The organism is Pantoea vagans, from assembly GCF_004792415.1.
In the GTDB taxonomy this organism is placed as follows: domain Bacteria; phylum Pseudomonadota; class Gammaproteobacteria; order Enterobacterales; family Enterobacteriaceae; genus Pantoea; species Pantoea vagans.
In genome coordinates, this window is record NZ_CP038854.1 from 172,244 (window position 1) to 197,863 (window position 25,620).

Genomic DNA, 25,620 nt, shown 5'->3' on the forward strand with positions numbered 1-25,620 from the left:
GGGTATTGTCGCACAAAGAGTGGCAACTTCAGGTCAATGAGCGGCTGAAGCAGGATTTTATAATTAATAAAAGCGAGACGGTATTCCTGCTGCTCTCATCGTTCGCTTATCCATCGGCTATTTTAAAAACCGCTTCTTATTAGCAGGCTTAAAAAAACCTCAACGTGTAGACGATATCCTGAAAAAACCCGCATTATTTGTTAATAAAATCTTGCAATGATAATCGCAATGCGTATATTTCTCATTTGCTTTGAAAGCTCATCACACCCGCGCACAGGCGCTCACGGAAAGGGTTTCTGGTTCCTCAAACCCTAAGCAGGGCAGCGATGTCCGCAGGATGCAAGGTCGTGACAGTGGCAGCATAAAAACATAAAGATAATTGAGGAATTAATGAACGCTTTCGATCTTCAGGACCCCAGGGTTACGGGTACGTCAGCTCTGCAACGCCCATTCCGATTCTCCTTACTGGCCGTTATCGTCGCCTCGTCGCTGGCGAATAACGTCGGCCTGGCCGCAGAAACGTCCACATCCGCTGCCAGCAGTGATCAGACGCTAACGGTCAGCGCATCAGCCGATGATGCCGTGACAACGTCACCCCAAACGGATTACAGCGTTCCGGTGACTCGTGCCGGCACCAAAATGCTGGGCACCGTACGTGATGTGCCGCAGTCCGTCAGCATCGTCAGTACTCAGCGTATGGCCGATCAGCAGCTCCAGTCACTGAATGATGTGCTGTCCAACACCACCGGCATTCATGGGATCAGTGGCGATATGGACCGCACTAACTACTATGCGCGCGGCTTTCTGATCGATAACTACATGGTCGACGGCATTCCTACCGCCTTTGCGGAGCGCTGGAATCTGGGCGATGCACAGACCGATATGGCGCTGTATGAGCGTGTTGAAGTGGTGCGCGGGGCGACCGGGCTGTTGACCGGACCAGGCAATCCGTCTGCTGCCATCAACATGGTGCGCAAGCACGCGGACAGCAAAGAGTTCGGTGGCACCGTTTCCGCCAGCTACGGCAGCTGGAACAAGCAACGCTACGTGGCCGATCTTTCCGCGCCACTCAGTGAGTCCGGCAATGTTCGTGGCCGCATGGTCGCCGGCTGGCAGGACAATAACAGCTTTATTGAGCGTTATGGTGCTAAAAAACAGTTTATCTATGGCGTGGTTGACGCTGATCTCACCGACTCTGCCACGCTGTCGGTGGGTTATGAGTTCAGCCAGGTCAATACAGACTCCACGATGTGGGGCGGCGCACCGCGCTGGTACACCGACGGCACGCAGATTCATACCCGACGCGGCTATAACACCGCACCAGACTGGGCCTACAACGATAAAGAGAACCGTAAAGTCTTTGTGAACCTGAAGCAGGACTTCGACAACGGCTGGAACCTTACGTTAAACGGCACGCACACCGATATGCGTCTGGACAGTAAGCAGATTTATCTTGATGGCTATTTCGATCGCAACACGGGCGCGGGCGTCTCTTCCTATGCCAACTATCCTGTGGTGGGCGGAACCGGTTATAACACCGGGAAGCGCAAAGTCGATGCCGTCGATGCCTTTGCCAGCGGCCCGTATGAACTGCTGGGCCGTCAGCATGAGCTGATGGTGGGCGTCAATTATACCCGCCAGGATAACAAGTACTTCAGCACCTTTGAGAATATTTCCTCTGAGTCGCTGGGCAACTACAACGATTTCAATGGCCAGTACCCGGAGTCAGACTGGACGCCACGTCTGCCCGCCAGCGATACCCAGCTGGTTCGCCAGAAGTCGACTTACATGGCGACACGCCTGTCGCTTGCCGACCCGCTGCACCTGATCCTTGGCGCGCGTTACACCAACTGGAATCGTGAAACGCCAGGCGGGGAAGCGGAAGAAAATAACATCACCCCGTATGGCGGGCTGATTTATGACTTTGCTGAAAACTGGTCTGCTTATGCCAGCTATACCTCGGTATTCCAGCCTCAGGATTATCGCGATGCCAGTGGCGCTTATCTGTCGCCGGTTATCGGGAAAAACTACGAAGCCGGGCTGAAATCTGACTGGATGGACAGTCGCCTGACTGCCACTGTTTCTGTATTCCGCACTGAACTGGATAATGTCGGAGAAGCCACCACCCAGACCATTCAGGGTTCAGGGGATGTGGCCTACATTGGCCGTAAAGGCGTAGTGAGTCGTGGCGTCGAGTTTGAAGTCAATGGCGCATTGACCGACAACTGGCAGATGACCTTTGGCGGCACACGCTACATAGCGGAAAACCGGGATGGCAGTACCTTTAATCCGCAGTTACCGCAGACCAGCTTTAATCTGTTCAGCAGCTATCGCCTGCCGATGCTGCAGCAGCTTACGCTGGGCGGTGGCGTGAACTGGCAGACCCATATCTGGAACGACGTCGGTGGACCGGAAGGCAACGGCACATGGCGCGCCCGTCAGGGCAGCTATGCACTGGTTGATCTGTTTGCCCGCTATCAGGTGAACAAAAATCTGTCGCTGCAGGGCAACCTCAATAACCTGTTTGACAAAGAGTATGACACCAACGTGGCAAGCTCCGTTGTCTACGGCCAGCCACGCAACTTCGCGGTAACCGCCAGCTACACCTTCTGATTTATCTGCGGGTAAGCCTGTGAAAAACGCCTCGGTTGAGGCGTTTTTTTTATCCAGCCCGCTATCTCTCGCCTCTGTTGGCAAAATTTTTCCAGAAAAAGATTTCAGAGCAAAGTCAGGATTATCGTCCGACAGCAAAGTGCAAAGTTGCCTGTGCATTTCGATGATTCTTAACAGTAACCCTTTATCAATTCTCATATTGGTGAAGCCTCTACCGGCATCTTTACATCAGCTTAAGGCGTATTAAGTACTCGGGAACAAGCAGGTTGCTGCGTTTCCAGCTTGTCAACGGTAAGCCGTTTTGAGAAGATGGTTTCCATAATGGAAACAGTCAGGAGCCAATGGAATGCATGTTATTTCACGCTTGCCGTTTGACGAGGCGGCCAGAAAACATCCCAATGCAGCGGCAGCACTGGATCTGCTTTACCGCCACCTCAGACAGGGCGATTTCAGTTGTCCTGACGATCTCAGGGCGCTTTATGCAAGCCTTGATCGTATGAAGTATCGCGCTAAATGGTGGGTCATTGACGTCAGTGGCAACCAGTTGCGCGTGATATTTTTCGCGGATTTTGAGCGCAGCAAAATCTTCATCAAACATATCTGCACTCACGCTGAGTACGACAAGCTTGTTAAGAAATATCGGGAGGTAACTGAATGAATACTGAAGCTATCAGGCTGTCAAATCAGCTGGCAGAGGCGGTGCCGCTGCTGGCCGGCAGCAACCAGCGACATGATTATGAAGAAGCACTGGAACTGGTCGAATACCTTATTGAACATGAGCCGGATAATCCGCTGGTAGATTTGCTTTGTGCCCGCATTGCTCATTATGAAGATAATGATCCTGCGATGGCCGACTTTAATAGCCGCCAGCGTGAAATCAGCACCGGGCCTGGCGTTCTGAGGGTACTGATCGAGCAGCACAACCTCAGCCTGAGTGACTTCGAAAATGAAATTGGCAAAAAGTCGCTGGTCAGCCGAATCCTCAGCGGCGAACGTCAGTTGACCGTGTCACACATACGGGCATTGTGCGCGCGGTTTGGCCTGTCACCATCGTTGTTTTTTTTGATTTAAGACGACGCCAAAGGCCGATCGAACGCCAAAAGTCATTATGCTTTATCACTCCGATTGATAAAAAAAACGCCTCAGCCGAGGCGTTTTTCATCACAACGCAGGCCCGCACTTCACGTAAAACGCAGGGCCAGATTAAACCCTTCACCTGACTCCACGACAATCGCCTCAGTGTGCTCCTGATACGCAATATCACCTGCCTGCAGTGCATTTCTGGCCTGCGTGAGATCGCCGGTCTCAAAACCCAGCGCAACCATTCGGGCGCTGCCATCATAGTCTTCTGGCAGCGGACCGAAGCGACGTTGCGCATACTCTGCAGACGCAAATCGAACCGTGGCGGCACCGGCACGCAGGACAAAGGCGCCTTCAGGGCAGGCAAGCACTTTTGCGGCACCAAAGAGACGACTATAGACCTGAGCCGAGTGCGCCGGGTCCTGCGCCACAATGACAAATTCACTGATGTTCCGCACGCCATTGGGATGGCGTTGCCATGCAGGCTGCCATACCGCTTCAGGCGTCAGGTGCTGGCAAAAAAAGCTGCGGCCATTGGGTATCAGCGAAGGGCGCAGCCGCACAGTTCGAAAGCGCGCTTCAGTGACCGTACCGTCGGGCAGATTGACCGGACGATGAAAAGAGGCGGGTGGATCGCCATCCAGATCCTGACGTTCCAGATGCTGAAACTCACTGTCGGCGTCACTGCTTTTCCACACCAGGCCACTCAATCCCAGCGGCGATTGCCAGAGATCGGCGCGCTGGCTGCCTTTGCCGGGTTCATAGCCGAGCAGCTCAAGATAATTTTCGCCAAAGATGGCCAGATGATTACTCGAACCCAGCGAATGATGACCGCGCTCTGTGAGCTGAAAGCCAAGCCGCCGGAAGCGCGCGCTGGCGCTGTCGAGCTGGTCGGCCACGTTGATCACCGCGTGATCCAGAATCGGTTGCGGAACCGGAACAGACATCGCTGCACTCCTTTTTTTGGTCATTGCGCCGCCACAATCTGCAACGCGCGCGGGACCAGCTGCGTGAAGTATTCTACTGCCGGGCCGATCAGTGCTTCATCCGGATCGAAGGCGGCGTGATGCAGGCCAAATTCGCTGGCGCTGCCGATACTGACAAAAGCGCCCGGCACCTGTTGCAGATAGAAGGCAAAATCTTCTCCGCCCATCTGCGGCGACTCAGCATGCTCCGCGAGATAGCCGCTCTGCTGAGCGACGTCCAGTGCCACATCCACCCAGCCTGGCGTGTTAATCAGGGCAGGCGGCCCCTCGGTCCACTCCAGCTCCGCGGTCGCGCCAAATCCGGCGGCGATGCCCTGTATCAGCGAGAGGATGCGGTGTGGGATCTGCGTCCGAATCTCACCATTGTGGGTGCGCACGGTGCCCTCCAGCTCAACGCTTTGCGGCAGCACGTTCCAGGTATTCCCGGCGGTAAAGCGCGTCACGCTCAGCACCACCGTCTCCAGCGAGCTGAACACCCGGCTCGGCAGCGTCTGTAAAGCGGTCACAATATGGCTGGCAATCACGATCGAATCGATGCCCTCCTGCGGTCGTGCCGCATGCGCGCCTTTACCTTCAACACGGATCACAAAGCGATCGACGTTGGCATAAAACGCGCCCGCCCGACTACGCAGCGTACCGAGCGGCAGGTCGGGCGCATTGTGCAGGCCAAATATCGCCTGTACGCCTTCCAGCGCACCGGCATCAATCAGCTGACGAGCGCCATTAAACGTCTCTTCAGCGGGCTGAAACAGAATCCGCACCCGGCCTGGTAGTGTGGCTTCCTGCTGTTTAAGCTGCAGGGCGACGCCCAGCATTACCGCGCTGTGAACGTCGTGACCGCAGGCGTGCATGACGCCCGGCGCCTGCGATCGCCACGGGCGATCGGTGATTTCATCAATCGGCAAGGCATCAATATCCGCGCGCAGGGCAATCAGTGATTCACCGTGACCGATTTCTGCCACCACGCCGGTTTTCAGCCCAAGCGGCAACAGCCGGATACCCGCCTGTTCAAGCCAGCCGGCAATACGCTCAGTTGTGGCAAATTCATGGTTTGAAAGTTCCGGATGCTGATGCAGTTCGCGACGCCACTGCACCAGTTGTTCAGTTAAAGGCAATGTCATGTTTATCCCTGTTGTTCCGGCAGAAAAGGCTCGCCCAGCGTCAGCATCAGGCGATTGGCCCAGGCAAAGAAGGCGGTGGACTGAATCAGGTCGAGCAGGTCGAGCGTATCCAGACCCTGCTCGCGCAGTGCAGCAATCTGCGACTGCGCAGGTTGCGCAGGGGTCAGCGACAGTGCCGCCGAAAAGGCGATGATCGCCTGCCAGCGGGCAGTGTGTCCGTGGGATAACACTGCGCCGGGCGCGACATTCAGCAGCTTCTGTATTGCGTCATCCTGCTTTGAAAGCTGGCTGGCTTTACGCGCATGAACCGAGGCGCAATAAATACAGCCGTTGACCTTACTGACCACCGTGGCGGCCAGCTCACGCTCGGCGCGCGGCAGCCCGCCAGCGGTGTAGAAAATGCCTTTGTCGGTCAGGGTACGCTGCTCCAGCAGCGGCAGGTTACGTCCCAGCAGACGGAAATGGTCGGAATCGGTGTGACCAAATTTCGCCAGTGTCGCCTGCTCCTCCTCACTGAATTCAGCCAGCGGTCTGGCGGGCAGCCACGGCTCCCAGCCGAGTTCCTGCTGCGTAAACGCGGTCAGCGCCGTTTTGCCGCTGGCGGTCTTCAGTGCTTCATGCCAGTGACCGGCGACGACCGGTGCAGCTTCAACCGCTGCTTCATGGCCCTGCAGGCTGCGCAGGCCTGTGATTAACCGGCTCTGAAAACTGATGAACGCCACCAGTTGCGCCAGCGTGACAATGCCACGCGGACTCCAGCCCGCCTGCTTCAGCGTTTCCAGATGGGCAGGTGTAGCGGCAACCGGCTCGAAGGTGAGGCGATGCGCGAAGTCCAGCGCGGCGCTAACCCGCTCACTATCGGGCACCGGCTGCTGCGGCTGATAGTGCGTCTGCAGTTCTGACCGGGCATGCCAGCCTGCAACCTTTGCGGCCAGAAGGCGCCGCTCGGCTAACGGAAAATCGTCATCGCCCTGGTCAAATAACACGTTGTAGCTGCCCTGGGCATGGCGCGTCGCGGCGTGACGTGTCTGGCGCGCGTGGGCCAGTGCGGAAGCGGGATCGATATCCGCCAGTGCGTCAATCAAATCGTCAGGTTGACTCATGAAATTCTCCTGTCTGGTTCGCCTGCAGCACGAAGTGCGGGCGCAATATGTCCGGCAATCAGCTCAATCGAGCGCAGCGTGTCGGCATGCGAAGGCTCTGCTGAATGCACCTGGAATGAGATGTCAGTGACGCGAGGCAGCACGCTGTCCTGCGCCAGTGAGCGCAAGACCTGATCGATGCCGCCAACATGGGCATCAAACTGTGCCAGCAGGTCATCAAAGCTTTCACCGCGGATTTCACCACGGTACTGAGCAGCCTGCTTGCGAATGCCCGGTTCAGCGATCTGACGTGCGTAGTGGTCTGAGTCCGCGACAAAGGCAGTGCGGGAGGCAAGAATACGCGGCTCAATTCCCGCCGGAAGTGCCGCGAGATAGGCATCAATCAGCGGATTCTGCAGCGCATCGAGCGGAAGTTCTGCCTGGCCTGCTGGTCGTGGCTGGGTGCGCGACAGCATCAGACCGTGTCCGCCCTGGCCGGCACGGATTGCGCCCTCAACCGAAAAGGTGGCGATCCACACGCGTCCGGCGAGCTGCGGCGCGGCGGGCCAGAGATGATTGTCCGGATGTCCCAGCGAATCACCGCACCAGGCACTGAGCAGCGTATGCAGATTGTCTGCAAATGCCGCCCCGCGTTCGGCAAATGTCAGGCCAAAGGGTAAAAACGAGTCCGGCGTGCCGCCCGATCCCAACCCGATCTCCAGCCGTCCGTCCGACAGCAAATCCAGTACTGCGGCATCTTCTGCGACCCGTAGTGCATTTTCCATCGGCAGCGTGATGATGGCAGTGCCGAGCCGGATGGTGCGGGTATGGGCGGCGGCGTGCGCCAGAAAAACCAGCGGCGAGGGCAGTCCGCCCTCATCCTCATGAAAGTGATGCTGAGCAATCCATGCCGTATCAAAGCCACAGCGCTCGGCATGCTGAATCTGTTCTGTAGCCAGCTGATAGCGCTGTTTCGCCGGGACGTTATCCAGCAGTCGGGTAAAAAATCCGAGACGTCGGCTCATGCTGACTCCTTGTGCGTTAACGGAACGAGCGGAGGGATCGCACCAATCAGTTCACGCGTGTAGGGATGCTGAGGTGCGCTGAATATCGTGACAACGTCACCTTGCTCTACCGCTTCGCCCGCTTTTAGAACGGTGACGCTGTCGGCAATCTGTCGCACCGTCGCCAGATCGTGCGTAATAAACAGATAGGTCAGCCCCAGCTCGGCCTGAAGCTGCTGCAGAAGATCGAGGATTTGTGCCTGCACCGTGACATCCAGCGCCGAAGTCGCCTCGTCCAGCACCAGGATTTCAGGCTCGCAGATTAGCGCCCGCGCCAGGGCTACACGCTGCCGCTGACCGCCCGAAAGTTCATGCGGCTGGCGTAATAACAGGGAAAGTGGCAGTGCCACCCGCGAGGTGATCGCTTCCACCCGTTCGCGGCGCTGGCTGCGGTTCAGTTTGTCAAAGTTACGCAGGGGTTCTTCGATAATCGAATAGAGCGTCTGGCGGGGATCGAGCGAGGCAAACGGGTTCTGATAGACAAACTGAATCTTACGGCGCAGCTGTCGCAATGCCTCGCCGCGCAATCCATTGACCACAATGCCGTCCAGCGTCACTGCGCCACTATCGACGGTTTCAAAGCCCAGAACGATACGTGCCAGTGTCGTTTTGCCGGATCCGGATTCGCCGACCAGCGCATGCGTGGTGCCGCGTGCCACCTGAAAACTAACGTTGTTCAGCGCCTGTAATCGCTGCTGTTTACCCAGCGAAAAGCTTTTCATCACGCCGGTTGCCCGGATTGCCGGGGCTGAAAAACGGGCGGCCGCAGGTTTAACGCGGGCCGGTCGCTCTGGCGCAGCATCGTTCAGTAACTGACGGGTGTAGGGATGTGATGGCGCGCTGATGACCTGAGCGGTGCGTCCCGATTCCTGAATCTCACCGTGGCGAAAAACAATGATGCGGTCTGCACGCTGCGCCGCCAGCGCCAGGTCGTGGGTGACAAACAGCACGGCGGTACTGGATTCCTGCCGCAGGTCATCCAGCAGATCGAGAATGCGCTTCTGCACCGTGACATCCAGCGCGCTGGTCGGCTCATCCGCAATAATAATCTCCGGCTGCAGGGCGAGGGCGATAGCGATCAAAACACGCTGCTTCATGCCGCCTGACAGCTGATGCGGAAACTGCTTAACCCGCTGTTCCGGGTGGCTGAGACCGACGCGGGTCAGCAGATCGATCACCCGCTGCTGGCGCTGTGCTGCCGGTAATCGCAGATGCAGGCGCAGAATCTCTTCTACCTGTTCGCCGATGGTTTTCACCGGATTCAGTGAGTTGCCGGGATCCTGCGGCACCAGGCTGATGCGCTCACCGCGCAGCGAGTCGAAACGCTTCTGTGACCACTGGCTGATATCGACGCCGTTGAGCCGGATTTCACCTGCTTCGCGGCGGCCGTTTTCCGCCATCAGGCCCATAATGGCCTGTGCCGTGGTGGTTTTACCGGAACCGGATTCCCCGACCAGTGCCACCATCTCACCTGCGTGCAGTTCGAAGCTGACATTATGAACCACCGGCTGCCACTGGTTGCCACGGCGATAGCTTAGGGTCAGGTTGTTGACTGCGAGTAACGGCTGAGCGCTCATCGGCGTCCTCCTGAAAGTTGCTGACTGATGCGGTTAGCGGCGAGCACGACAGCCACCACCACCACACCAGGAAACGTGGTCAGCCACCAGGCGGTAGCCAGATAATTACGCCCTTCAGCGATTAACAGACCCCATTCCGGTACCGGCGGCGGCGTGCCGTAGCCGAGAAAGCTCAGGGTCGACAGCGCCAGAATCGCCTGACCAAACTGCAGGGCGGCATAGGCGATCACTGGCGTCAGCGCATTGGGCAGAATGTGACGCCACAGCACGCTGAAAAAGCGGCCGCCGCTGCCATATGCCGCCTCGATATATTCACTGTGGCGAATGCGCACCACCTCGGCCCGCGCCAGCCGGGCGAAGCTGGCAGTGGAGGCGATGCCCACTGCGAGCGCGGCGTTCAGGGTGCCGAAGCCGAGTAGTATCAGCACGCTCAGTGAGAGCAGCAGCGACGGGATCGCCAGTAATACATCCACGGCGCGCATCACGATCGATTCAGTTTTGCCGCCCGTGGCGCCCGCCAGGACGCCCAGCGCGGTGCCGGCCAGCAGGCCGATCGCTACCGCCATGACCGCAGCGGAAAGCGAATGTGACGCGCCGTAAACGATGCGGGCAAAGAGATCGCGGCCAAGCTGGTCGGTGCCGAGCCAGTGTCCGGCCTGCGGTGCCAGCCGCTGTGCGCCCGCGATGCCTTCCAGTGGGTTGGCCTGGGTAAAAAAGGCCGGAAAAAGGGCCGCCAGCACGGCCAGCAGCATCACGAATAGGGCCAGCCACAGGCCCGGCGCGAAGCGGTAACGCCTGGACGGGACGGATTGCCGGGCGGCCGCGTAATCAACCAGACTCATGTTGCACCTCGTAACAGCTGTAAGCGCGGATCAAACAGCGGCATCAGCAGATCGACCAGCAGGTTGATCACCACAAAACCCAGCGCGGAGATCATCACCACCGCCTGTAAAACTGCGACATCCTGATTGTTCACCGCCTGCTGCGTAAGCTGACCCAGACCCCCCAGGCCAAACACCGTTTCGGTAATCAGCGCGCCAGCAATCAGTTCCCCGAGCAGCAAACCCGCCACGGTAAGCACCGGCAGCATGGCGTTACGCAGGATGTGTCGCCACAGGATATAGTGCTCGCTGGCGCCTTTGGCCCGCGCCACCGCCACGAAAGGCCGGGTGGAAACCTCATCAATGCTGCGCAGCAGAATCTGTGCCAGCGGCGCTGAGATTGGAACCGCGACGGTTATGATCGGCAGAATCAGTCCCTGCCACGGCGAGGGATTGATGACCGGGATCCAGCGCAGCTGGAATGAGAAGAGCTGAATCAGGGCGATGCCGAGCCAGAAGGTCGGCACGGAGATAAACAGCGCGGGCAGGGACTGCAGCAGATTACGCAGGAAGCGCAGGGCGGGCAGCCTTGAGAGGGTCGCCAGCACGAAAGCCAGCAGCGTTGCCAGCAGGAATCCGCACAGCGCCAGACGCAGCGTGCCTGGCAGGTTGCTGGTCAGCAGTTCACTGACCGGCACGCCCGCCTGCACCGAATAGCCGAAGTCGCCATGCAGCATCGCCGCCAGCGTATGCAGATACTGTTGCCACAGCGGGCTGTCTGCGCCATAGGCCTGGCGCATCTCAGCAATCTGCTGGGGACTCAGGCCGAGATCCGGATTCTGAAACTTGATCAGCACCGCATCACCCGGCAGCACCTGCAACAGCACAAATGACAGGGTAAACGCAGCCCACAGTACCAGCAGTCCCAGACCGGCGCGTTGCAGCAGATAGTGGCGCATCCTCACCTCCGGTTACTGTTTTTCCAGCCAGGCACCATAGAGCGCCGGACGGCCTACCGCTTCAAAACTGACCCCTTTCAGCCAGGGCGCGCCCGCATAAACCTGCGGCTCTTCAAAAATCGGAATTACATAGGCCTGGTCCAGCAGATAGCGCTGAACATCACCGGTCAGCTGCAGGCGTTTTGCCGGATCAACTTCGGAGGAGACGTCCACCAGCAGCTGATTGAGTTTGTCATCTCGGAAGTTTTTTACTTTGTCGCTGGAACCGCCTTTCTGCAGCAGGTTGTCGCGGTTAGCCGGGTAGAAGCTGCTTTTGATCACGTCGGGATCGGCACGGCCAACTTCGGTGACGTTAAGCGGCGTCTTCAGAGGATCCAGGTTATCCAGCGTTTTGCTGCCCGCATCACCGGCTTTGACGGTGAGGGCAACCCCCGCCTGGCGCCACTGCTGCGCGACCAGTTGCAGCACCTCTTTGTTCTGCGGCTGCGGCAGGGATTCATAGACGGTCAGAGCCAGTCGCTGGCCCGCTTTTTCACGGATGCCATCTGCGCCCGGTTTCCAGCCCGCCTGGTCGAGCAATGTCTTCGCTTTCGCCAGATCAAACGTCAGTTTGTCCGCCAGATTGACGTAACCGGCAGCGGTGGTTGCGACGACGGAGGTCGCCTGCGGATAGTTGGGAGAAAATAGCGTTTCAACCACCTGCTTCGCATTGGTGGCGTGCAGCAGCGCCTGACGCACCCGGATATCACTCACCAGCGGGTTGTCGGGGCGGAAGCTCAGGCTGTCGTTGACGCCACGGGTCGGCGCGGCATAAACCGGGAAGTTCTGATCTTTCGCCTGCTTCTCATCATAAGCCTGTACCTGACGAATCAGTCCCGCCTGGCCCGCCAGCAGCGCACCGATGCGCACGCTGTCTTCCGGCGTGACAATCACTTTAATTCCGTCGAGGTTAGCCGGACCCTGCTGCCTGATGTTTTTCGGACCCCATTGGTACTCTTTGCGCGCCACCAGATCCACTTCACGACCGAGCTTCTCATCACTGACCACAAATGGCCCGGAACCAATGATATGCCGGGCATCACCCAGCTGATCGAAACTGCGCGCCAGGGTACTCAGCGACACCAGGCCGGAGCCAATGGTGGCGGTGCCCTGCAAAAATCCGGGGGAGGGTTTTTTGAAATAAAACTTCACCGTCAGCGGGTCAATCACTTCACTGTGGTCGTAGTTATTAATCACTTCCGAAACCGGCAGGCGCAGCGCTTTATTTCCCAGCCCGTAAGTATCAAAGTTTTTCGCCACCGCGTTAGCATCTAATGGCGTGCCGTCGGAAAAAGTCACGCCAGGGCGTAACTTAAACGTGTATTCGGTTTTATCGGCATTGGTGGTCCAGCTTTCCGCAATCCAGGGTTCAACCTGTAATGTTTCAGGATTCTGCCAGGTTAATTTATCGGTGATCTGATTGAGAATGCCGCCGTTCGGGTAAAAGCCACCGGCGGGCGGATAGAGGTTGGTATGTGCCTGCTGTTCCAGATAAATCAGCGTGCCGCCTTTGACCGGCGCGGCCACTGCATTAAAAGTGAGAGTCCCGGCAAGTAATGTAAAAACCAGCATCTGTGCGCGTGGTTTAAGGGGAAATAACGTCGTCATGGTGAATTCCTTTGTTATCAATTGCCTCAGCAGGCGGAATCATCATCGAATGACGCAACACACAGATAAAGTAACGATTTGGTCAAAGCTTATCTGAAAATAATAAATGCGGGAGTGGGTGGGAATTTATGAATGGTTTGAATGTACGGAATGGCAAATAAACATCTGCCATTCCGCGGGTTTATATTTTCTTAACGACCTGCAGGAGCATTATTGCAATTCGGCACATAATTTAAGCTGTCCGGCACGCAGGAACGCACTCACCAGACCCAGCCACAGCAGCCCGCAGATCAGGTTCACCAGGCTAAAGCCGCCGGTTCCAAAGCTGAAATATGCGGTTTTAGCGGCTTCAATGCCCAGCGCAATAATCAGGATGCTTATCATGCCCAGCATTGCCGCCACGCTGCCTTTTCCGGCATTGCTGGAAAACAGCGTCATGCGATACAGTCCGGCGTTAATCAGCCCGGTGCCGAAGCCGTAAAGACTCATTCCGGCCGTGAGCCACAGATAACTTTGCGGTTCCAGCAGGGTAGCGACCGCCGCAATAGCCAGTCCGCAGACCACTGGCCAGGCACCAAGCCGTATCGGCTGTTCAATCGGCAGACGGCTGGATAAGCGGCCAAGCGTCAGGTTGCCCGCAATCATCGCGGCAAAGACCGGCAGCTGAAGCAGGGCATAGTCGATGCGGCTGAGTTGCGCGCCGTGGATCAAAATCACGGGTGATAGTGCCACCCAGGCGATGCAGGGTACGGTGACCAGTCCGATAGCCAGTGAACCCCGCATCACCTGACGATCCTTGAGCAACGCCGCGTAACCGCTGATGATCGATCGCAGCGATAGCGGTTTCTGACGATCGCCCGCCGTTTCAGGCATGGCATACCACAGCCCGGCCAGCGCCAGCGCCGCAACCGCACCAATCAGCCAGAACAGGGTGCGCCATTCTCCTACGGTCAGAAAAGCCGCGCCTGCCAGCGGCCCGGCCAGCGGGGCGAGCAAGGCAACGTTGGCCATCAGCGCCATCATTTTGATGCTCAGCGACTCCGTGAACGCCTCCTGCACCGCTGCGTAACCCACCGCACCGATAAAGCAGAGGCTGATCCCCTGCAGAAACCGCAGCAGGACAAACTGCTCAATGCTTTGTACCCAGTGAGTCGCGATACAGGAGAGCATAAAAAAGGCCACGCCGCTGAGCAGCACCGGACGCCGCCCGATGCGATCCGAGAGCGGACCCAGCAGCCACTGCAGCAGTATGCCACCGAACAGATAGGCAGTGAGCGAAGTGGAGACCCACTCTGGCCCGACTTTAAATTCCTGGGTCACCAGTAGCATGCCGGGCTGAATCATGTCATGGGCGATATAGGTAGCGAACTCGAACAGCACCAGAGAAAGCGGAAAGATCAGATGTCGCCGGGTCAGCTTTGCCAGCGGTTGAAAAGAAGCCATTGAAGATTCCTGCAATAAAACCATTAAAAAAGCGGCCACCAGGGTGACCGCATAATTATATAGTGACAGTGTAACGCTTATCGCCAGCGGGCAATCGGGTTGACCAGCGTACCGGCGAACTTAAGGTTCTCGGCGGGATCGGACAGGTTGATCATCTGCTGGTTATTCGCCAGCTGCAGGCGGTTCAGGCAGGATCGGGTAAACTCAGGCGCGAACATGTCATAGCGCGCGAACTTAGTCGCATGCTCCGGATGCGCCTGCTGGTAATCCTTCACGCACTGCGCCACTGCCTGCCAGAAATCGTCTTCCGGCAGCGTCTCTGACTGATCGAGAATCGCGCTGATAAAGCGGAAGATGCAGTCAAACACATCGGTGAAGATGGAGAGCAACTTAAGCTCCTCCGGCACCTCGACGGCCAGACGCTGCACGCCTTCCGGCAGTACCGCGTCCGGGTTCATCACGGCGATCTCTTCGCCGATATCCTTCATATAGGCGCTGACCGGAACGTTGTTCTCCAGCAGCATGATCAGGTTTTCACCGTGCGGCATAAACACCAGATCGTGCTGGTAGAAGCAGTGCAGCAGCGGACTGAGATAGCAGGTCAGATAGCATTCAATCCACTGCTTCGCAGGTAAACCGGAGTCCGCGATCAGCGCGGGCAGCAGTGGCTGCTGGTGGTGATCGACGTGCAGGAAAGAGGCCATGGTCATCAGACGCTGGCCCGGTTGCAGGCTGGCGGCTGGATTATCACGCCACAGCGCAGCAAACATCTTTTTATAGGCGGAGTCGCCTTTGATCGCCTGCTCGTAGTAGCGGTTGTGATAGCCAACCGACGCAACTTCACGCAGGATGCGGAAATCACAGCGTTTCAGCCAGTCATCGCCCGCCACCAGCTGTTCCAGCCAGCCGTTTATCGCGGGTGTTGTCGCCATGTAATAGGGCGACAGGCCGCGCATAAAGCCCATGTTAAGTACTGACAGCGCGGTTTTCACGTAACGCTTTTCAGGCTGGCTGCGGTTAAAGAAGGTGCGGATGGACTGCTGCGCCTGGTATGCGTCATCGCCGGTGCCGAGATAAACAATATCGTGATTAGCAATGTCCGCTGCAAACACGGTCAGCAGTTTGTTCTGCCATTGCCACGGATGTACCGGCATCAGGATATAGTCCTCTGTTGCCAGCCCTTTCTTTATCAGCTGCGCATTGAACTGTTCCACGGTAGTGTCGCCCAGTTCATCACGCATCAGCTGCTCATAGCTCAGCTCGCTGAGGCTGGAGAAATGGGCGTTGCGGCGGTGGACCGCGACCCAGATAAGGTGCACGGGTGCGGCCGCTTCCGGCGCATAGGCCAGATAATCCTGTGCATCGAAGCCAATACGTCCGTTGTTGGCAACAAAGCAGGGATGGCCTTCGGTCATCGCCGCTTCTACCGTCTGGAAATCGGCGGAGACCAGCGCCTGGCTGTCGGGGTTATTCTTCTGCAGCTTATAAACGCTGCTGCACAGCGTGCTGCTGATCTCTTCCATGTAAGTTGCCAGCAGCGCCTGTGGAATCCCGATCTCGCCGTTGAACTCAACGATAAACTTCAGCGCATCCAGCGGCAGCGCGTGACCGTTCTCCTGCTTGCGCAGGGAATCTGCGTCGATCTCCCAGTGATCCAGCGCCAGCCGCGACGCCCGGAAATGGTAAGTTGCTTCACCGCCCGGCACCGCCAGCTGATAACTGCCATCGTCCGTTTCCTGCGGCGCAATGATTTTTTCATGCGCGAACTCAGCAATTGCTTTGCGGATCAGCATGCGGTTTGCCTGCGCCCAATGGTCGCCCGTCAGATGCGTGCCGTCTGTCAGTGATGGGAGGGTGTTCATGGTCTGCGACTCCTGCTGTAACGCGTGTTGATAATCTTCCCGCTGGCAGAAGGCCAGCCAGGCGGTTTTATGACCCATGTCGATGGTGTGCTGATAGCGGAACCCGGCGCGCTTATTCAGCACGTGAATTTTTTCATTGCGCACGTCCGGTTCGACCACCACGCGACGCACCTCAGGGCGGCTGAACATGTAGTCCATTACCAGCGTGAAGACCTGCCAGCTGAAGGCTTTGATCGGCTTGCTGGCCGGAGCGATCAGAATGTGCATGCCGTAATCATCAGGCGCGGCCGGATAAAATTTGCCGACCTCATCGTCACCGGCGCGATAGCACTCAATCAGGCAGATGGGCTGATCGTTGCAGCAGCCAATCAGCGCGGTATGCGGATCCGTTGCCGTCAGCGTCTGGTAGAACGCCGCGACCTGCTCCAGGCTCTGCTGCTGCATGCCCCAGAAGCGGGCGTAATCGCGGGTGACCCAGCTGTGGATCAGGGGGGCATCGCTCTCCAGCATGGGTCTCAGGGTGAACGTGCCTGCGGGGCGAACGGCACTGAACAGCGGTTGTGATTTCATCTCAGTGCTCCGATTTAGCCGGGAAGGTCTGGAAGGCGATCTGGCGCTCAACCGGGTAGACCTCGCGTCCGGTCAGTTCACGCAGCAGCACAGAGTTGCGGTAGCAGGCCATGCCGAGATCCGGCGTAACAAAGCCGTGGGTATGCAGTTCGGCGTTCTGCACGAAGATCTGATTATGATGATCGATGCTGTAGTTGCGCTGCACGTCGTAGCGGCCTTTGTCATCCCAGCGCAGGCGTGCGGTGATGCCTTCTAAAAACATCGGCGGCTGATAGTGATAGCCGGTCGCCATCACCAGTCCTTCGGTGCGACGGGTGAAGGTGCAATCCTGCTCCTCCTGATGCAGCGTCAGCTCGAATTCGCCCTGTGGCAGCCAGCGCATTGCGGTCAGCGCCGAGTGGGTGAAGAGGTTGACGTTGAGATCACCGTCGAGCTGTTTCACATACATCAGGTCATAAATGTCATTGATTAAGCTGCTGTTGATGCCTTTATAGAGATTCTTATGGCGCGCATTCAGCTCATCACGGGTCGTGGCGGGCAGGGCGTGGAAATAGTCGACCCACTCTGGTGAGGTCATTTCCAGCGTGAGCTTGGTGTACTCCAGTGGATAGAAACGCGGCGCGCGGGTGATCCAGTTGAGCTGATAACCAAAGCGGTCAATATCGGTCAGCAGGTCGTAGTAAATTTCCGCGGCGCTCTGGCCGCTGCCGAGTACGGTAATCGAACGTTTCTGCTGCAGTTCTGCTTTGCTAGCCAGATAGTGGCTGGAGTGCGTCAGGCGCTGACGATGCGGCTGGCTGCACGCTGGCATCCAGGCCTTCGGCCCGGTGCCGAGGACCAGATGACGCGCCTGATAGCGTTGCTTTTCACCACTTCGGGTGTCGGTCACCTGCAGGTGATAGATCCCGGCGGCCTCGTCATAGCTGACATACTCGACATGGCTGTTCCAGCGCAGATTAGAGAGTTTTGAGCTGGCCCACTGGCAGTACTGGTTGTACTCTTTGCGCATCAGGAAGAAGTCTTCACGGATATAAAAAGAGTATAACTTTCCCTTTTCCTTCATGTAGTTGAGCAGACTGTACGGGCTGGTGGGATCGGCAAGCGTCACCAGGTCGGCCATAAACGGCGTCTGCAGATGCGCATTTTCCAGCATCATGCCGGTGTGCCAGTCAAAGCCCGGATTCTCATCCAGGAACAGGCCATTCAGCCCTTCAACCGGCTCGCTCAGACAGGCCAGGCTCAGGTTGAACGGGCCGATGCCGATACCAATAAAGTCATAAACGGGATTATTCATTTCAGATCTCTCCATGATTCGCCGCACTCAGCGCAGAGGCACGCACCTGTTCGCGGCCATAGTGCGCAATCAGGCTCAGTACATCTTCAATGTCGGCCGTGGTCGTGGTGGGATTTAACAGGGTAAATTTCAGGTACTGACGCCCGTCGACTTTGGTGCCCGCAATCACCGCATTACCGGAACGGAACAGCGCTTTACGGATGGCAGCGTTGATCTCGTCGATCTGCGCGTCGCTGGCATGTTTGCCGGGAACGTAGCGGAAAATCTGGGTCGTCAGCTCAGGCGCATGCAGCACTTCAATGGCAGGATGCGCAGTTAACAGCTGGTGCGCGGCCTGAGTCAGATCTATCAGCGTATCGAAGGCGTCACCCAGCGCCGCCGGGCCCATCACGCGCAGTGTCAGCCACATTTTCAGGGCGTCAAAACGGCGGGTGGTCTGAATACTTTTGTTAACCAGATTCGGCGTGCCTTCCTGCTGCGCGCTGAGTGGATTCAGGTAATCTGCATGGTGCGTGACATGCTTCAGGTCATGGCTGTCGCGCACAAAGAAGGCGCCGCAGCTGACGGTCTGGAAGAACGATTTGTGATAATCGACAGTGACGGAGTCAGCACGCTCAATGCCGTCCAGCCGTGCGCGATGGTTTTCAGAGACCAGCAGGCCGCAGCCGTAAGCGGCATCAACGTGCATCCACAGACCGTAATCGTCACAGAGACGGGCGATGTCGGGCAGCGGATCGATGCTGCCAAAGTCGGTGGTGCCGCTGGTGGCAACCACGGCAATCGGGATCAGCCCTTCACTGCGGCAGCGTACGATCTCCTCTTCCAGGCATTTTGCATCCATGCGGTAGTGGTCGTCGTGATCAACGGCGATAACCGCGTCATAGCCCAGACCCAGAATCGCCATCGACTTCTGAATACTGAAGTGGCTGAGCTTCGAGGTAAACACCCGCCACTTAGATGCCGTCTCCGGCAGGCCGCGATGCTTAATCAGATGCCCCGGATGATGTTCCGCACACCAGCTGTCACGCGCCAGCAGCATCGCCATCAGGTTGGACTGGGTGCCGCCGCTGGTAAAGATCCCGTCCGATCCGGCAGGCAGGCCAATACGGCCCAGCGTCCAGTCGATCACCTTCTGTTCAATCAGCGTGCCGCCGGCACTCTGATCCCAGGTATCAACCGAGCTGTTCACCGCCGCCATAATCTGTTCGGCCATCAGAGAGGGCAGCACGACCGGGCAGTTCAGGTGCGCAAGGTATTTAGGATGGTGGAACCAGACGGCGTCACGCAGATAGAGCTGACTAAGCTCTGCCAGCGCGTCATCGTTATTGCCCAGTGGACGATCGAGATCGACATCGCTGAACTCCGCCGCCAGTTCGTGGGGCAGAATCCCGCTGAAAGGCTTCTCTACGCCAGTAACGGTGCGTGTCATCAGCGCCAGCACCTCCTGAGTCTGCTGCGACCAGGCCGCCAGTTGCTGATCGTTAAAAATAGCCGTTTCGGCTCCGCTGGCATTGGAGGCTGGCGCGAGGTCCAGTGCCGTCTGAGTGGATGAGCGTAAAAGCATTTTCAGTTCCTGTGCGTGAATACCAGTGACCCTGCCGACACAACGTCAGCAGCGTTAGAAATCCGCTCAACAACTCCAGTAAACATAAAACTAACTAACCAGATAAAAACCCTGACCATTACGTGGATTAGTGTTTTCACCTTAAAAAGAGAAAATACCGCATATTATTTGTGGATTTGGCAGCGTTTAACGCTTTGTTATATGCGGATGAGAGTGTAAATGTTAATCATTATCATTCAATTGTTTTGTTGTTAAATTTTATTTATTAGTATGTCTAATGTTGAAAGTGTGATTCAGATCACTTTTTGCGTTCGGAATAGTCCTTTTTTTGGATGTGATTAACACCAGTTATTTGTCAGTTGTTGGGGGGTGAGAGATTGGTTGCGGACTAAAAAAGATTGCGAACGGTGACCCAGGGCGATGCATATTGAGGCTCATTCAGAGGGGCAGAAAGACGGGGCCGGAAGCAGATGAAACAGAAACACCCCGAAAGGGCTAAATGCCCTTCCGGGGTTATTACGCGTTCTGATTACCCCGCGTTCGGTTCAGCAGGAACTTTCTTTTTGGCCATAAAGTTATAAACCACAAGCAGGCCAAAAATGCCGGTGATAATCAGGGTGATGGTTCCCTTATCCATAAAGTGCGCCATATTACCGAGCAGGATGCCTGTGACGCCAAAATCTGTATCCGAGAAAGTGGTGTTGGTCAGTCCAATCTGACCGAGTACCGGCAGCAGGGCGACAGGCAGGAAGGTGATTAACAGGCCATGCGCAAAGGCGCCGCAGATTGCTCCGCGTTTGCCACCGGTCGCATTACCAAACACGCCGGCTGTCGCACCGCAGAAGAAGTGAGGAACCACACCGGGCAGAATCAATACCCAATGCAGCTGACCCAGGACAAACAGTCCGACCAGGCCACCGACAAAGCTGGAGATAAAGCCAACCAGCACCGCATTCGGTGCATAGGGAAAGACAATCGGGCAATCGAGCGCGGGTCTGGCTTCCGGCACCAGTTTTTCTGAAAAGCCGGTAAAGGCCGGGACAATTTCAGCCAGAATTAAACGCACGCCCTGCAGAATGATAAAGACGCCAGCGGCAAAGGTTATGGCCTGAATAAAGGAGTACACCAGGTAGTTCTGACCATTGCTGAAATTAGCCTCTACATACGCTTTACCGGCGGAGACCGACAGGATTAAATAGATAATCATCATCGTCAGCGAGATAGAGATGGTACTGTCGCGCAAAAAACTCAGGTTTTTTGGCATGTTCATCTCTTCGGTGGATTTCGATCCCTTACCCACCACAGAACCGATCCAGCCCGATAAGACATAACCAATGGTCCCGGTATGCGCCAGCGCGACATGGTCGCCTCCGATGATCTTACGCATATAGGGCTGGGCGATAGCCGGGAAGGTAGCCATCAGAATACCCAACAGCAGTGACCCGGTGTAAATAAGCTGAAGACCTTCAAAACCGGCGACCGATAAAATAATCGCGATCATACAGGCCATATAAAACGTCACATGTCCTGACAGATAGATATATTTAAGTCGGGTAAATCGGGCGACCACGATGTTAGCAACCATGCCGAAGGCCATGATCATGGTGGTTGGCGCACCATATTTAGCCAGCGCGATAGAGACCATCGCTTCGTTATTTGGAATGATGCCCTGAACATCAAACGCATGCTTGAAAATGTCGCCCAGTGGCGTCAGAGAACCGACCAGAACGGTCGCGCCACCTGCCAGCACCAGAAAGCCCAGAATGGTTTTTACCGTACCCTTAATCACATCAGGAAACGGCTTCTTCTGCGCAATCAGTCCGAAAAATGCCACCAGCCCGACCAGAATTGAGGGCACTTTCAGTACATCGACGACGAACTGCAAAAGATTTTGAGTAAACATATTAACCTCGAGGATAAGGCGTTTATCTGATTATTCGCGTCAGTTTTTCTCAAAATACTCGCGTATTTTTTGCTCCACTTCTTTCAGGTCGATAATATTGTTGATGATGATAACCTTCTGTTCCGGCAGGTTTGCGCTGTAGGCAATATCTTTTGCCATCACAAATACATCCGCCACGTCAGGAGTAACAGAGCCAAGATCCGAATGTTCAACTTCCGCTTCAACGCCGATTGTTTTAAGCACTTTTTTGATGTTCATTTCCATCATAAAGCTGCTGCCCAGACCTGAACCACACACTGCCATAATCTTCATATCAAACCTCATTAACTGTTGATTAAAAGTCGTATTTTAACCGGCGGATCAGACGCCTGATAAAATCGTCATGAGCGCGTCCTGGCTGTTCGCATTAAAGAGCCGTGCCATGATGTTTTCATCGGACAGAACTTCTGCCAGCTGGGAAATCATTTCGATATGGCTATTACTGTCCGGTGCTGAAAACATAAAAATCGCTTTTACCGGATCGTTCTCTTCAGAGTCAAAATTCACGGGTGTGCCCAGCAGCACAATCGACAAGCCCAGTTTGTGCGCGCCTTCCTCAGGGCGCGCGTGAGACATAGCAATCTGCGGCGCGATAACAAAAAAGGGACCGATCTCCTCTTTTTGTCGAATAATGGCATCAATATAATCCTGCGATATTGCGCCTTCTTTGAGCAGAGGACGCCCGGCTATCGCTATCGCGTCCTGCCAGTCCGCAACGTGTTCAACGTACTGGACTTTCTCGTTGTTTAACCACTTCGCCAGGTGTGACATCGCTTTAATCCCTCTCAGAATGCATGAGTATGTACAGTCAGTTTTTTTTAAATGCTCCCTTCACCCTTTTTAACTGCGCCTGCAGACCATATAAGCTCAGGATAATGAAGGACATGATTTTATTAAAAAACCCACTATTCATAGCGTTACGAAAAAATCAGTTGCTGACTGCGGGCGTAAGGTTATATTTCATCTTCGTCATCACATCTGTACATGTTGAAGATGTCTAGTCATCCTGATGATGTCCTTCGACGTGTACGGACACAACCTGTAAAGTTAAAATATTGCTGAACAGCCTTAACATCAGTGCCATTTTGATAAGTTGGTCACATATTGAGGTAGCCGAAGTAGTACTTGTCCGGCAATGTCAGGCAGAACTGTACTGACACGGATTGATGGCGTTTCACCTTCATGCATACAGGAAGACATTCGATGGTTGATGGCATCACAGAAAAGCAAAAAGAGGTTGTAGATTACATCCTCAATAAAATTAAGGATGATGGCCTTCGCCCCGGAGAAAAGCTGGATACCGAAATATCCATCGCAAAAAATATCGGTATTACCCGTGCGACGGTTCGTGAAGCGACACGTATTCTGATTGAGCAGCAGAGAATCTACCGCGTTAAAGGTTCAGGTATCTTTGTGGGTTCCACTGAAATAAGCAGCCAGGCACATCGATACCATGTGCTTTCACCGTTTGATTTTCAGGCGCAACGAAAAGGTCATAAAGGCGTCAGGAAAATCATTTCAGTCAGCATCATTAAGGTCCCATCAGCCGATATGGCGCAGGCGCTCCGTATTAAAAACAGCGATCAGATTTATAAAATTTTACGTCTGATGTGTTTCGATGATATCCCCGTAGCTCTCGAACATATTCATCTGCCGGTGAATATGTTTAATAGCCTTGAGTTCAGCAAGCTGGAAGTCTCAAAGTATGCCTATATTGAAGAGGTTACCGGTAAGAAAGTGCAGCTCAGGGATCAGCATCTGACGGCCGTGAACCTCACGGATTCACAGACCCTGACGCTGCTTAACTTAGCGGCAGGGGATGCGGTCATTCAGCTCAATGAGACGGTTTTCCTTGATGACGGTGTTCCCTGTGAAGTGAATGTGGCGATTATTAACACCCGACATTTCCCGTTGAAGCAAAATTCACAGCGGCCTTAGGTGTAATCAAGCTTTAGTCAACGAACTTTCCAGAAATAAAGGTTATTACTTTGCAAGGATATCGGTAGGTCAGTTCTCTCTCAATCATGAAGGTGGCGCTTTGATATGAAGACAAAATTCTGATGAGCAGCATGATTTTATCGCCCGCCTTCTGTGTCAGCAGGTTTAAAATGGCTTAAAGATTACAGGTGAACTCGATCTGTTTTACTCTTTTCAAATTACTTCAATAACTAATCAATCGCTCAATTCATTTATGAAAAAAAGCTCTAAATACGTTATTGCTTGATTCAAATCAAAGATTAATTAAATGCTACCTTGCAAAAAAATGATATCAGATAATTAATGTGCTCTTTGATAAAGAAAAGGAGTTCTCGATGGCTATTCCAGTTTACCTATGGCTTGAAGATGATGGCGGAATCCGCATAAAAGGAAATGTTGATTTGAATGGTAGGGAGGGGAGTATAGAAGTTAGCGAACTGATGCACTCCATTGAACAAGTTACCGATCCTTTGAACGGAAAAATTACTGCAAAAAGTTTGCATAGTTCTTATTCGTTTATGAAAGAAATCGATAATTCTTCTCCATTTCTTTACAAAGCTCTCTCTACAGGTCAGACATTAAAGTCAGCAGTCTTCAGATTCTATAGAATAAACTATAATGGACAGGAGCAAGAGTATTTCAGAACAACACTTGAGGAAGTTAAGGTTATAGAGATAGAGCCATTAATGATGGATGTTAAAAATCATCATTGGGAAAAGCATAATCATGCTGAATACATTGATTTTTTGTATAAAAAAATTACATGGCATTATCTGGATGGCAATGTAATTCATTCTGATTCATGGAGCGAGAGGAATGCATAATGGCATGGGAATATAATGTGGCAACGCACACTTTCACACGTAATGGTGAAACATACACCGCAAATTACGCTGGAGCGACGGGTTATAAGAATGATAGTGATCAGGAATGCGTAAGCAATAAAGGTCCACTACCCAGAGGCAGCTATACCATTGGTTCTCCCCATAATTCGGTTCATACCGGAAAATACACGCTCGACCTCATACCCGCTCTAAGTAATGCTATGTGTGGCCGGTCGGAATTTCGCATTCATGGAGCAAGTAAGAAGCATCCACTGGATTCATCAGAAGGCTGCATAATCGCTACCCTCAGCGTCCGTAAAAGCATCTGGGCAAGTGGTGATAGGGAGTTAAATGTAAAATGAAATCACTTCTTATTATATTTGTTGCTGTTTTTTCACCTGTTTTGATGGCTAACCCGATGACAGGTTTCGGCGCAAATTATTACAATGAAGAATCATCCGTCACTTATTACGACACTCATAAGGACTTAGTGCCCAAAGTGGTTATTGGCGATCGGCTCTTTCCATTTGAGATTAGCCGCCTTACTGATATCGCTAAACAAACTGGCGCAGTGGTTAACCGGGATGATTTTGCATCATGGCTCTGCCTGACATCCGAAAACATAACCTATTGGTTTATCTCCGATAATGAAATGGGGCAGGGCGATTTAACGGCAATAGCCATTGCCAGAGAGGAAAAGCAAAAAGGGTGTTCTGCCTATAAACGTTATCTGAATGTCTCTGTTAAAGGCATCCCTTTACTCGGTGCATCAACAGCCACTCTTTTCGCGACGTTCTCCAGCAAGCCCGAAGGGAAGATAACGCAATACTGCAATGACTCACGCCGTTACGGTGATTTCACACAGTCAACCTGTCTTCAATATTATCGTGAAAAAGGCATCACCAAAGGCGTAATCATCAGCCAGATTACGGCCAGCTAATCATATTCCAGAGGTTATCTGACACATAACCTCTGATTTAATCAGACGCCCGCCTGAAAAAATATAAGACAATTTTCTGCATAGCTTTGCCATGCACTGGTTTTGAGCAAATAAATATCAGTTTACGAAGAGCGTTAAACGCAAAATATCACCCTGACATCCAGCCTTATCGACTTATACCCTCCTGTCGACTTCATTATCTCCCCATTATGACGAATTCAATAAAGCATAAAACAATATGATGTTTTACCAAT

The 25,620-nt window shown here is 54.5% G+C and carries 22 protein-coding genes; 7 read left to right on the top strand and 15 right to left on the bottom strand.

The genetic code is table 11. The annotated features are described in order from the left end of the window. The first annotated feature begins 390 nt into the window (after positions 1-390). From fhuE to EGO56_RS19725, 3 genes are all read left to right on the top strand, one after another. Positions 391-2,613, top strand: a complete 2,223-nt coding sequence (gene fhuE, locus EGO56_RS19715) for a ferric-rhodotorulic acid/ferric-coprogen receptor FhuE (protein ID WP_135910750.1) — start codon at positions 391-393, stop codon at positions 2,611-2,613. 346 nt (positions 2,614-2,959) lie between these two features. Next, positions 2,960-3,271 (top strand): type II toxin-antitoxin system HigB family toxin, encoded by a 312-nt coding sequence (locus EGO56_RS19720; RefSeq protein ID WP_135910751.1) that lies wholly within the window; start codon positions 2,960-2,962, stop codon positions 3,269-3,271. Continuing rightward, complete coding sequence (locus EGO56_RS19725; RefSeq protein WP_135910752.1) at positions 3,268-3,684, top strand: helix-turn-helix domain-containing protein; 417 nt, start codon at positions 3,268-3,270, stop codon at positions 3,682-3,684. Before EGO56_RS19720 ends, EGO56_RS19725 begins: the two co-directional genes overlap by 4 nt. A 110-nt stretch (positions 3,685-3,794) precedes the next feature. Here EGO56_RS19725 and EGO56_RS19730 read toward each other — a convergent pair whose 3' ends face one another. The 15 genes from EGO56_RS19730 to EGO56_RS19800 all read right to left on the bottom strand — a co-directional run bounded on the left by EGO56_RS19730 (position 3,795) and on the right by EGO56_RS19800 (position 22,396). Next, positions 3,795-4,640, bottom strand: coding sequence for a VOC family protein (locus EGO56_RS19730; RefSeq protein ID WP_135910753.1), 846 nt, complete (start codon positions 4,638-4,640; stop codon positions 3,795-3,797). Positions 4,641-4,660: 20 nt separating this feature from the next. Continuing rightward, entirely contained in the window at positions 4,661-5,800 is a 1,140-nt protein-coding gene (locus EGO56_RS19735; RefSeq protein ID WP_135910754.1) for an amidohydrolase, read from the bottom strand. A 2-nt stretch (positions 5,801-5,802) separates the two neighbouring features. Then, positions 5,803-6,903, bottom strand: coding sequence for an alkylhydroperoxidase domain protein (locus tag EGO56_RS19740; protein WP_135910755.1), 1,101 nt, complete (start codon positions 6,901-6,903; stop codon positions 5,803-5,805). Beyond that, positions 6,900-7,907: a putative FMN-dependent luciferase-like monooxygenase gene (locus EGO56_RS19745; RefSeq protein WP_135910756.1), complete on the bottom strand. Its 1,008-nt coding sequence runs from the start codon at positions 7,905-7,907 to the stop codon at positions 6,900-6,902. Before EGO56_RS19745 ends, EGO56_RS19740 begins: the two co-directional genes overlap by 4 nt. Further along, positions 7,904-9,523, bottom strand: coding sequence for a dipeptide ABC transporter ATP-binding protein (locus EGO56_RS19750; RefSeq protein ID WP_135910757.1), 1,620 nt, complete (start codon positions 9,521-9,523; stop codon positions 7,904-7,906). The genes EGO56_RS19745 and EGO56_RS19750 overlap by 4 nt, the downstream gene beginning before the upstream one ends. Further along, a complete protein-coding gene (locus tag EGO56_RS19755; RefSeq protein ID WP_135910758.1) occupies positions 9,520-10,365 on the bottom strand; it encodes an ABC transporter permease in 846 nt (281 codons plus the stop codon). The genes EGO56_RS19750 and EGO56_RS19755 overlap by 4 nt, the downstream gene beginning before the upstream one ends. After that, positions 10,362-11,303, bottom strand: coding sequence for an ABC transporter permease (locus tag EGO56_RS19760; protein WP_135910759.1), 942 nt, complete (start codon positions 11,301-11,303; stop codon positions 10,362-10,364). The genes EGO56_RS19755 and EGO56_RS19760 overlap by 4 nt, the downstream gene beginning before the upstream one ends. Before the next feature lie 12 nt (positions 11,304-11,315). Beyond that, on the bottom strand, positions 11,316-12,950 hold the full coding sequence (locus tag EGO56_RS19765; protein WP_135910760.1) for a TIGR04028 family ABC transporter substrate-binding protein: 1,635 nt from the start codon (positions 12,948-12,950) through the stop codon (positions 11,316-11,318). Positions 12,951-13,160: 210 nt separating this feature from the next. Beyond that, positions 13,161-14,393, bottom strand: coding sequence for an MFS transporter (locus EGO56_RS19770; RefSeq protein ID WP_135910761.1), 1,233 nt, complete (start codon positions 14,391-14,393; stop codon positions 13,161-13,163). Between the two features lie 77 nt (positions 14,394-14,470). Further along, positions 14,471-16,825: a GNAT family N-acetyltransferase gene (locus EGO56_RS19775; RefSeq protein ID WP_135910762.1), complete on the bottom strand. Its 2,355-nt coding sequence runs from the start codon at positions 16,823-16,825 to the stop codon at positions 14,471-14,473. Between the two features lies 1 nt (position 16,826). Beyond that, positions 16,827-18,119: a lysine N(6)-hydroxylase/L-ornithine N(5)-oxygenase family protein gene (locus tag EGO56_RS19780; protein ID WP_135910763.1), complete on the bottom strand. Its 1,293-nt coding sequence runs from the start codon at positions 18,117-18,119 to the stop codon at positions 16,827-16,829. A gap of 1 nt (position 18,120) precedes the next feature. After that, complete coding sequence (locus tag EGO56_RS19785) at positions 18,121-19,683, bottom strand: pyridoxal phosphate-dependent decarboxylase family protein (RefSeq protein WP_135910764.1); 1,563 nt, start codon at positions 19,681-19,683, stop codon at positions 18,121-18,123. 529 nt (positions 19,684-20,212) lie between these two features. After that, entirely contained in the window at positions 20,213-21,586 is a 1,374-nt protein-coding gene (locus EGO56_RS19790) for a PTS ascorbate transporter subunit IIC (protein WP_135910765.1), read from the bottom strand. A 39-nt stretch (positions 21,587-21,625) separates the two neighbouring features. After that, the gene (locus EGO56_RS19795) at positions 21,626-21,898 is read right to left on the bottom strand and encodes a PTS sugar transporter subunit IIB (protein ID WP_003855084.1); all 273 of its coding nucleotides are present in this window, start codon (positions 21,896-21,898) and stop codon (positions 21,626-21,628) included. A gap of 48 nt (positions 21,899-21,946) precedes the next feature. Next, complete coding sequence (locus EGO56_RS19800) at positions 21,947-22,396, bottom strand: PTS sugar transporter subunit IIA (protein WP_135910766.1); 450 nt, start codon at positions 22,394-22,396, stop codon at positions 21,947-21,949. 432 nt (positions 22,397-22,828) lie between these two features. Between EGO56_RS19800 and EGO56_RS19805 the strand changes: the two genes are divergently transcribed. The 4 genes from EGO56_RS19805 (at position 22,829) to EGO56_RS19820 (ending at position 25,366) form a co-directional block, all read left to right on the top strand. Further along, the gene (locus tag EGO56_RS19805; protein WP_135910767.1) at positions 22,829-23,563 is read left to right on the top strand and encodes a GntR family transcriptional regulator; all 735 of its coding nucleotides are present in this window, start codon (positions 22,829-22,831) and stop codon (positions 23,561-23,563) included. Positions 23,564-23,937: 374 nt separating this feature from the next. Beyond that, positions 23,938-24,426 carry a type VI secretion system tube protein TssD gene (gene tssD, locus EGO56_RS19810; RefSeq protein ID WP_135910768.1) on the top strand — a complete coding sequence of 163 codons (489 nt, stop codon included), beginning with the start codon at positions 23,938-23,940 and terminating at the stop codon, positions 24,424-24,426. Continuing rightward, positions 24,426-24,788, top strand: coding sequence for a tlde1 domain-containing protein (locus EGO56_RS19815; protein ID WP_135910769.1), 363 nt, complete (start codon positions 24,426-24,428; stop codon positions 24,786-24,788). Before tssD ends, EGO56_RS19815 begins: the two co-directional genes overlap by 1 nt. Beyond that, the gene (locus EGO56_RS19820; protein WP_135910770.1) at positions 24,785-25,366 is read left to right on the top strand and encodes a hypothetical protein; all 582 of its coding nucleotides are present in this window, start codon (positions 24,785-24,787) and stop codon (positions 25,364-25,366) included. The genes EGO56_RS19815 and EGO56_RS19820 overlap by 4 nt, the downstream gene beginning before the upstream one ends. The last annotated feature ends 254 nt before the right edge of the window (positions 25,367-25,620 follow it).

Excerpts from the sequence above, each read along its gene's own strand:
- EGO56_RS19785 (WP_135910764.1), bottom strand. The coding sequence starts at position 19,683 with ATGCTTTTACGCTCATCCACTCAGACGGCACTGGACCTCGCGCCAGCC.
- EGO56_RS19815 (WP_135910769.1), top strand. The coding sequence starts at position 24,426 with ATGGCATGGGAATATAATGTGGCAACGCACACTTTCACACGTAATGGT.
- EGO56_RS19755 (WP_135910758.1), bottom strand. The coding sequence starts at position 10,365 with ATGAGTCTGGTTGATTACGCGGCCGCCCGGCAATCCGTCCCGTCCAGG.
- EGO56_RS19750 (WP_135910757.1), bottom strand. The coding sequence starts at position 9,523 with ATGAGCGCTCAGCCGTTACTCGCAGTCAACAACCTGACCCTAAGCTAT.
- EGO56_RS19760 (WP_135910759.1), bottom strand. The coding sequence starts at position 11,303 with ATGCGCCACTATCTGCTGCAACGCGCCGGTCTGGGACTGCTGGTACTG.
- tssD (WP_135910768.1), top strand. The coding sequence starts at position 23,938 with ATGGCTATTCCAGTTTACCTATGGCTTGAAGATGATGGCGGAATCCGC.
- EGO56_RS19790 (WP_135910765.1), bottom strand. The coding sequence starts at position 21,586 with ATGTTTACTCAAAATCTTTTGCAGTTCGTCGTCGATGTACTGAAAGTG.
- EGO56_RS19735 (WP_135910754.1), bottom strand. The coding sequence starts at position 5,800 with ATGACATTGCCTTTAACTGAACAACTGGTGCAGTGGCGTCGCGAACTG.
- EGO56_RS19780 (WP_135910763.1), bottom strand. The coding sequence starts at position 18,119 with ATGAATAATCCCGTTTATGACTTTATTGGTATCGGCATCGGCCCGTTC.
- EGO56_RS19800 (WP_135910766.1), bottom strand. The coding sequence starts at position 22,396 with ATGTCACACCTGGCGAAGTGGTTAAACAACGAGAAAGTCCAGTACGTT.
- EGO56_RS19730 (WP_135910753.1), bottom strand. The coding sequence starts at position 4,640 with ATGTCTGTTCCGGTTCCGCAACCGATTCTGGATCACGCGGTGATCAAC.
- EGO56_RS19770 (WP_135910761.1), bottom strand. The coding sequence starts at position 14,393 with ATGGCTTCTTTTCAACCGCTGGCAAAGCTGACCCGGCGACATCTGATC.
- EGO56_RS19775 (WP_135910762.1), bottom strand. The coding sequence starts at position 16,825 with ATGAAATCACAACCGCTGTTCAGTGCCGTTCGCCCCGCAGGCACGTTC.
- EGO56_RS19740 (WP_135910755.1), bottom strand. The coding sequence starts at position 6,903 with ATGAGTCAACCTGACGATTTGATTGACGCACTGGCGGATATCGATCCC.
- fhuE (WP_135910750.1), top strand. The coding sequence starts at position 391 with ATGAACGCTTTCGATCTTCAGGACCCCAGGGTTACGGGTACGTCAGCT.
- EGO56_RS19820 (WP_135910770.1), top strand. The coding sequence starts at position 24,785 with ATGAAATCACTTCTTATTATATTTGTTGCTGTTTTTTCACCTGTTTTG.
- EGO56_RS19805 (WP_135910767.1), top strand. The coding sequence starts at position 22,829 with ATGGTTGATGGCATCACAGAAAAGCAAAAAGAGGTTGTAGATTACATC.
- EGO56_RS19720 (WP_135910751.1), top strand. The coding sequence starts at position 2,960 with ATGCATGTTATTTCACGCTTGCCGTTTGACGAGGCGGCCAGAAAACAT.
- EGO56_RS19725 (WP_135910752.1), top strand. The coding sequence starts at position 3,268 with ATGAATACTGAAGCTATCAGGCTGTCAAATCAGCTGGCAGAGGCGGTG.
- EGO56_RS19795 (WP_003855084.1), bottom strand. The coding sequence starts at position 21,898 with ATGAAGATTATGGCAGTGTGTGGTTCAGGTCTGGGCAGCAGCTTTATG.
- EGO56_RS19765 (WP_135910760.1), bottom strand. The coding sequence starts at position 12,950 with ATGACGACGTTATTTCCCCTTAAACCACGCGCACAGATGCTGGTTTTT.
- EGO56_RS19745 (WP_135910756.1), bottom strand. The coding sequence starts at position 7,907 with ATGAGCCGACGTCTCGGATTTTTTACCCGACTGCTGGATAACGTCCCG.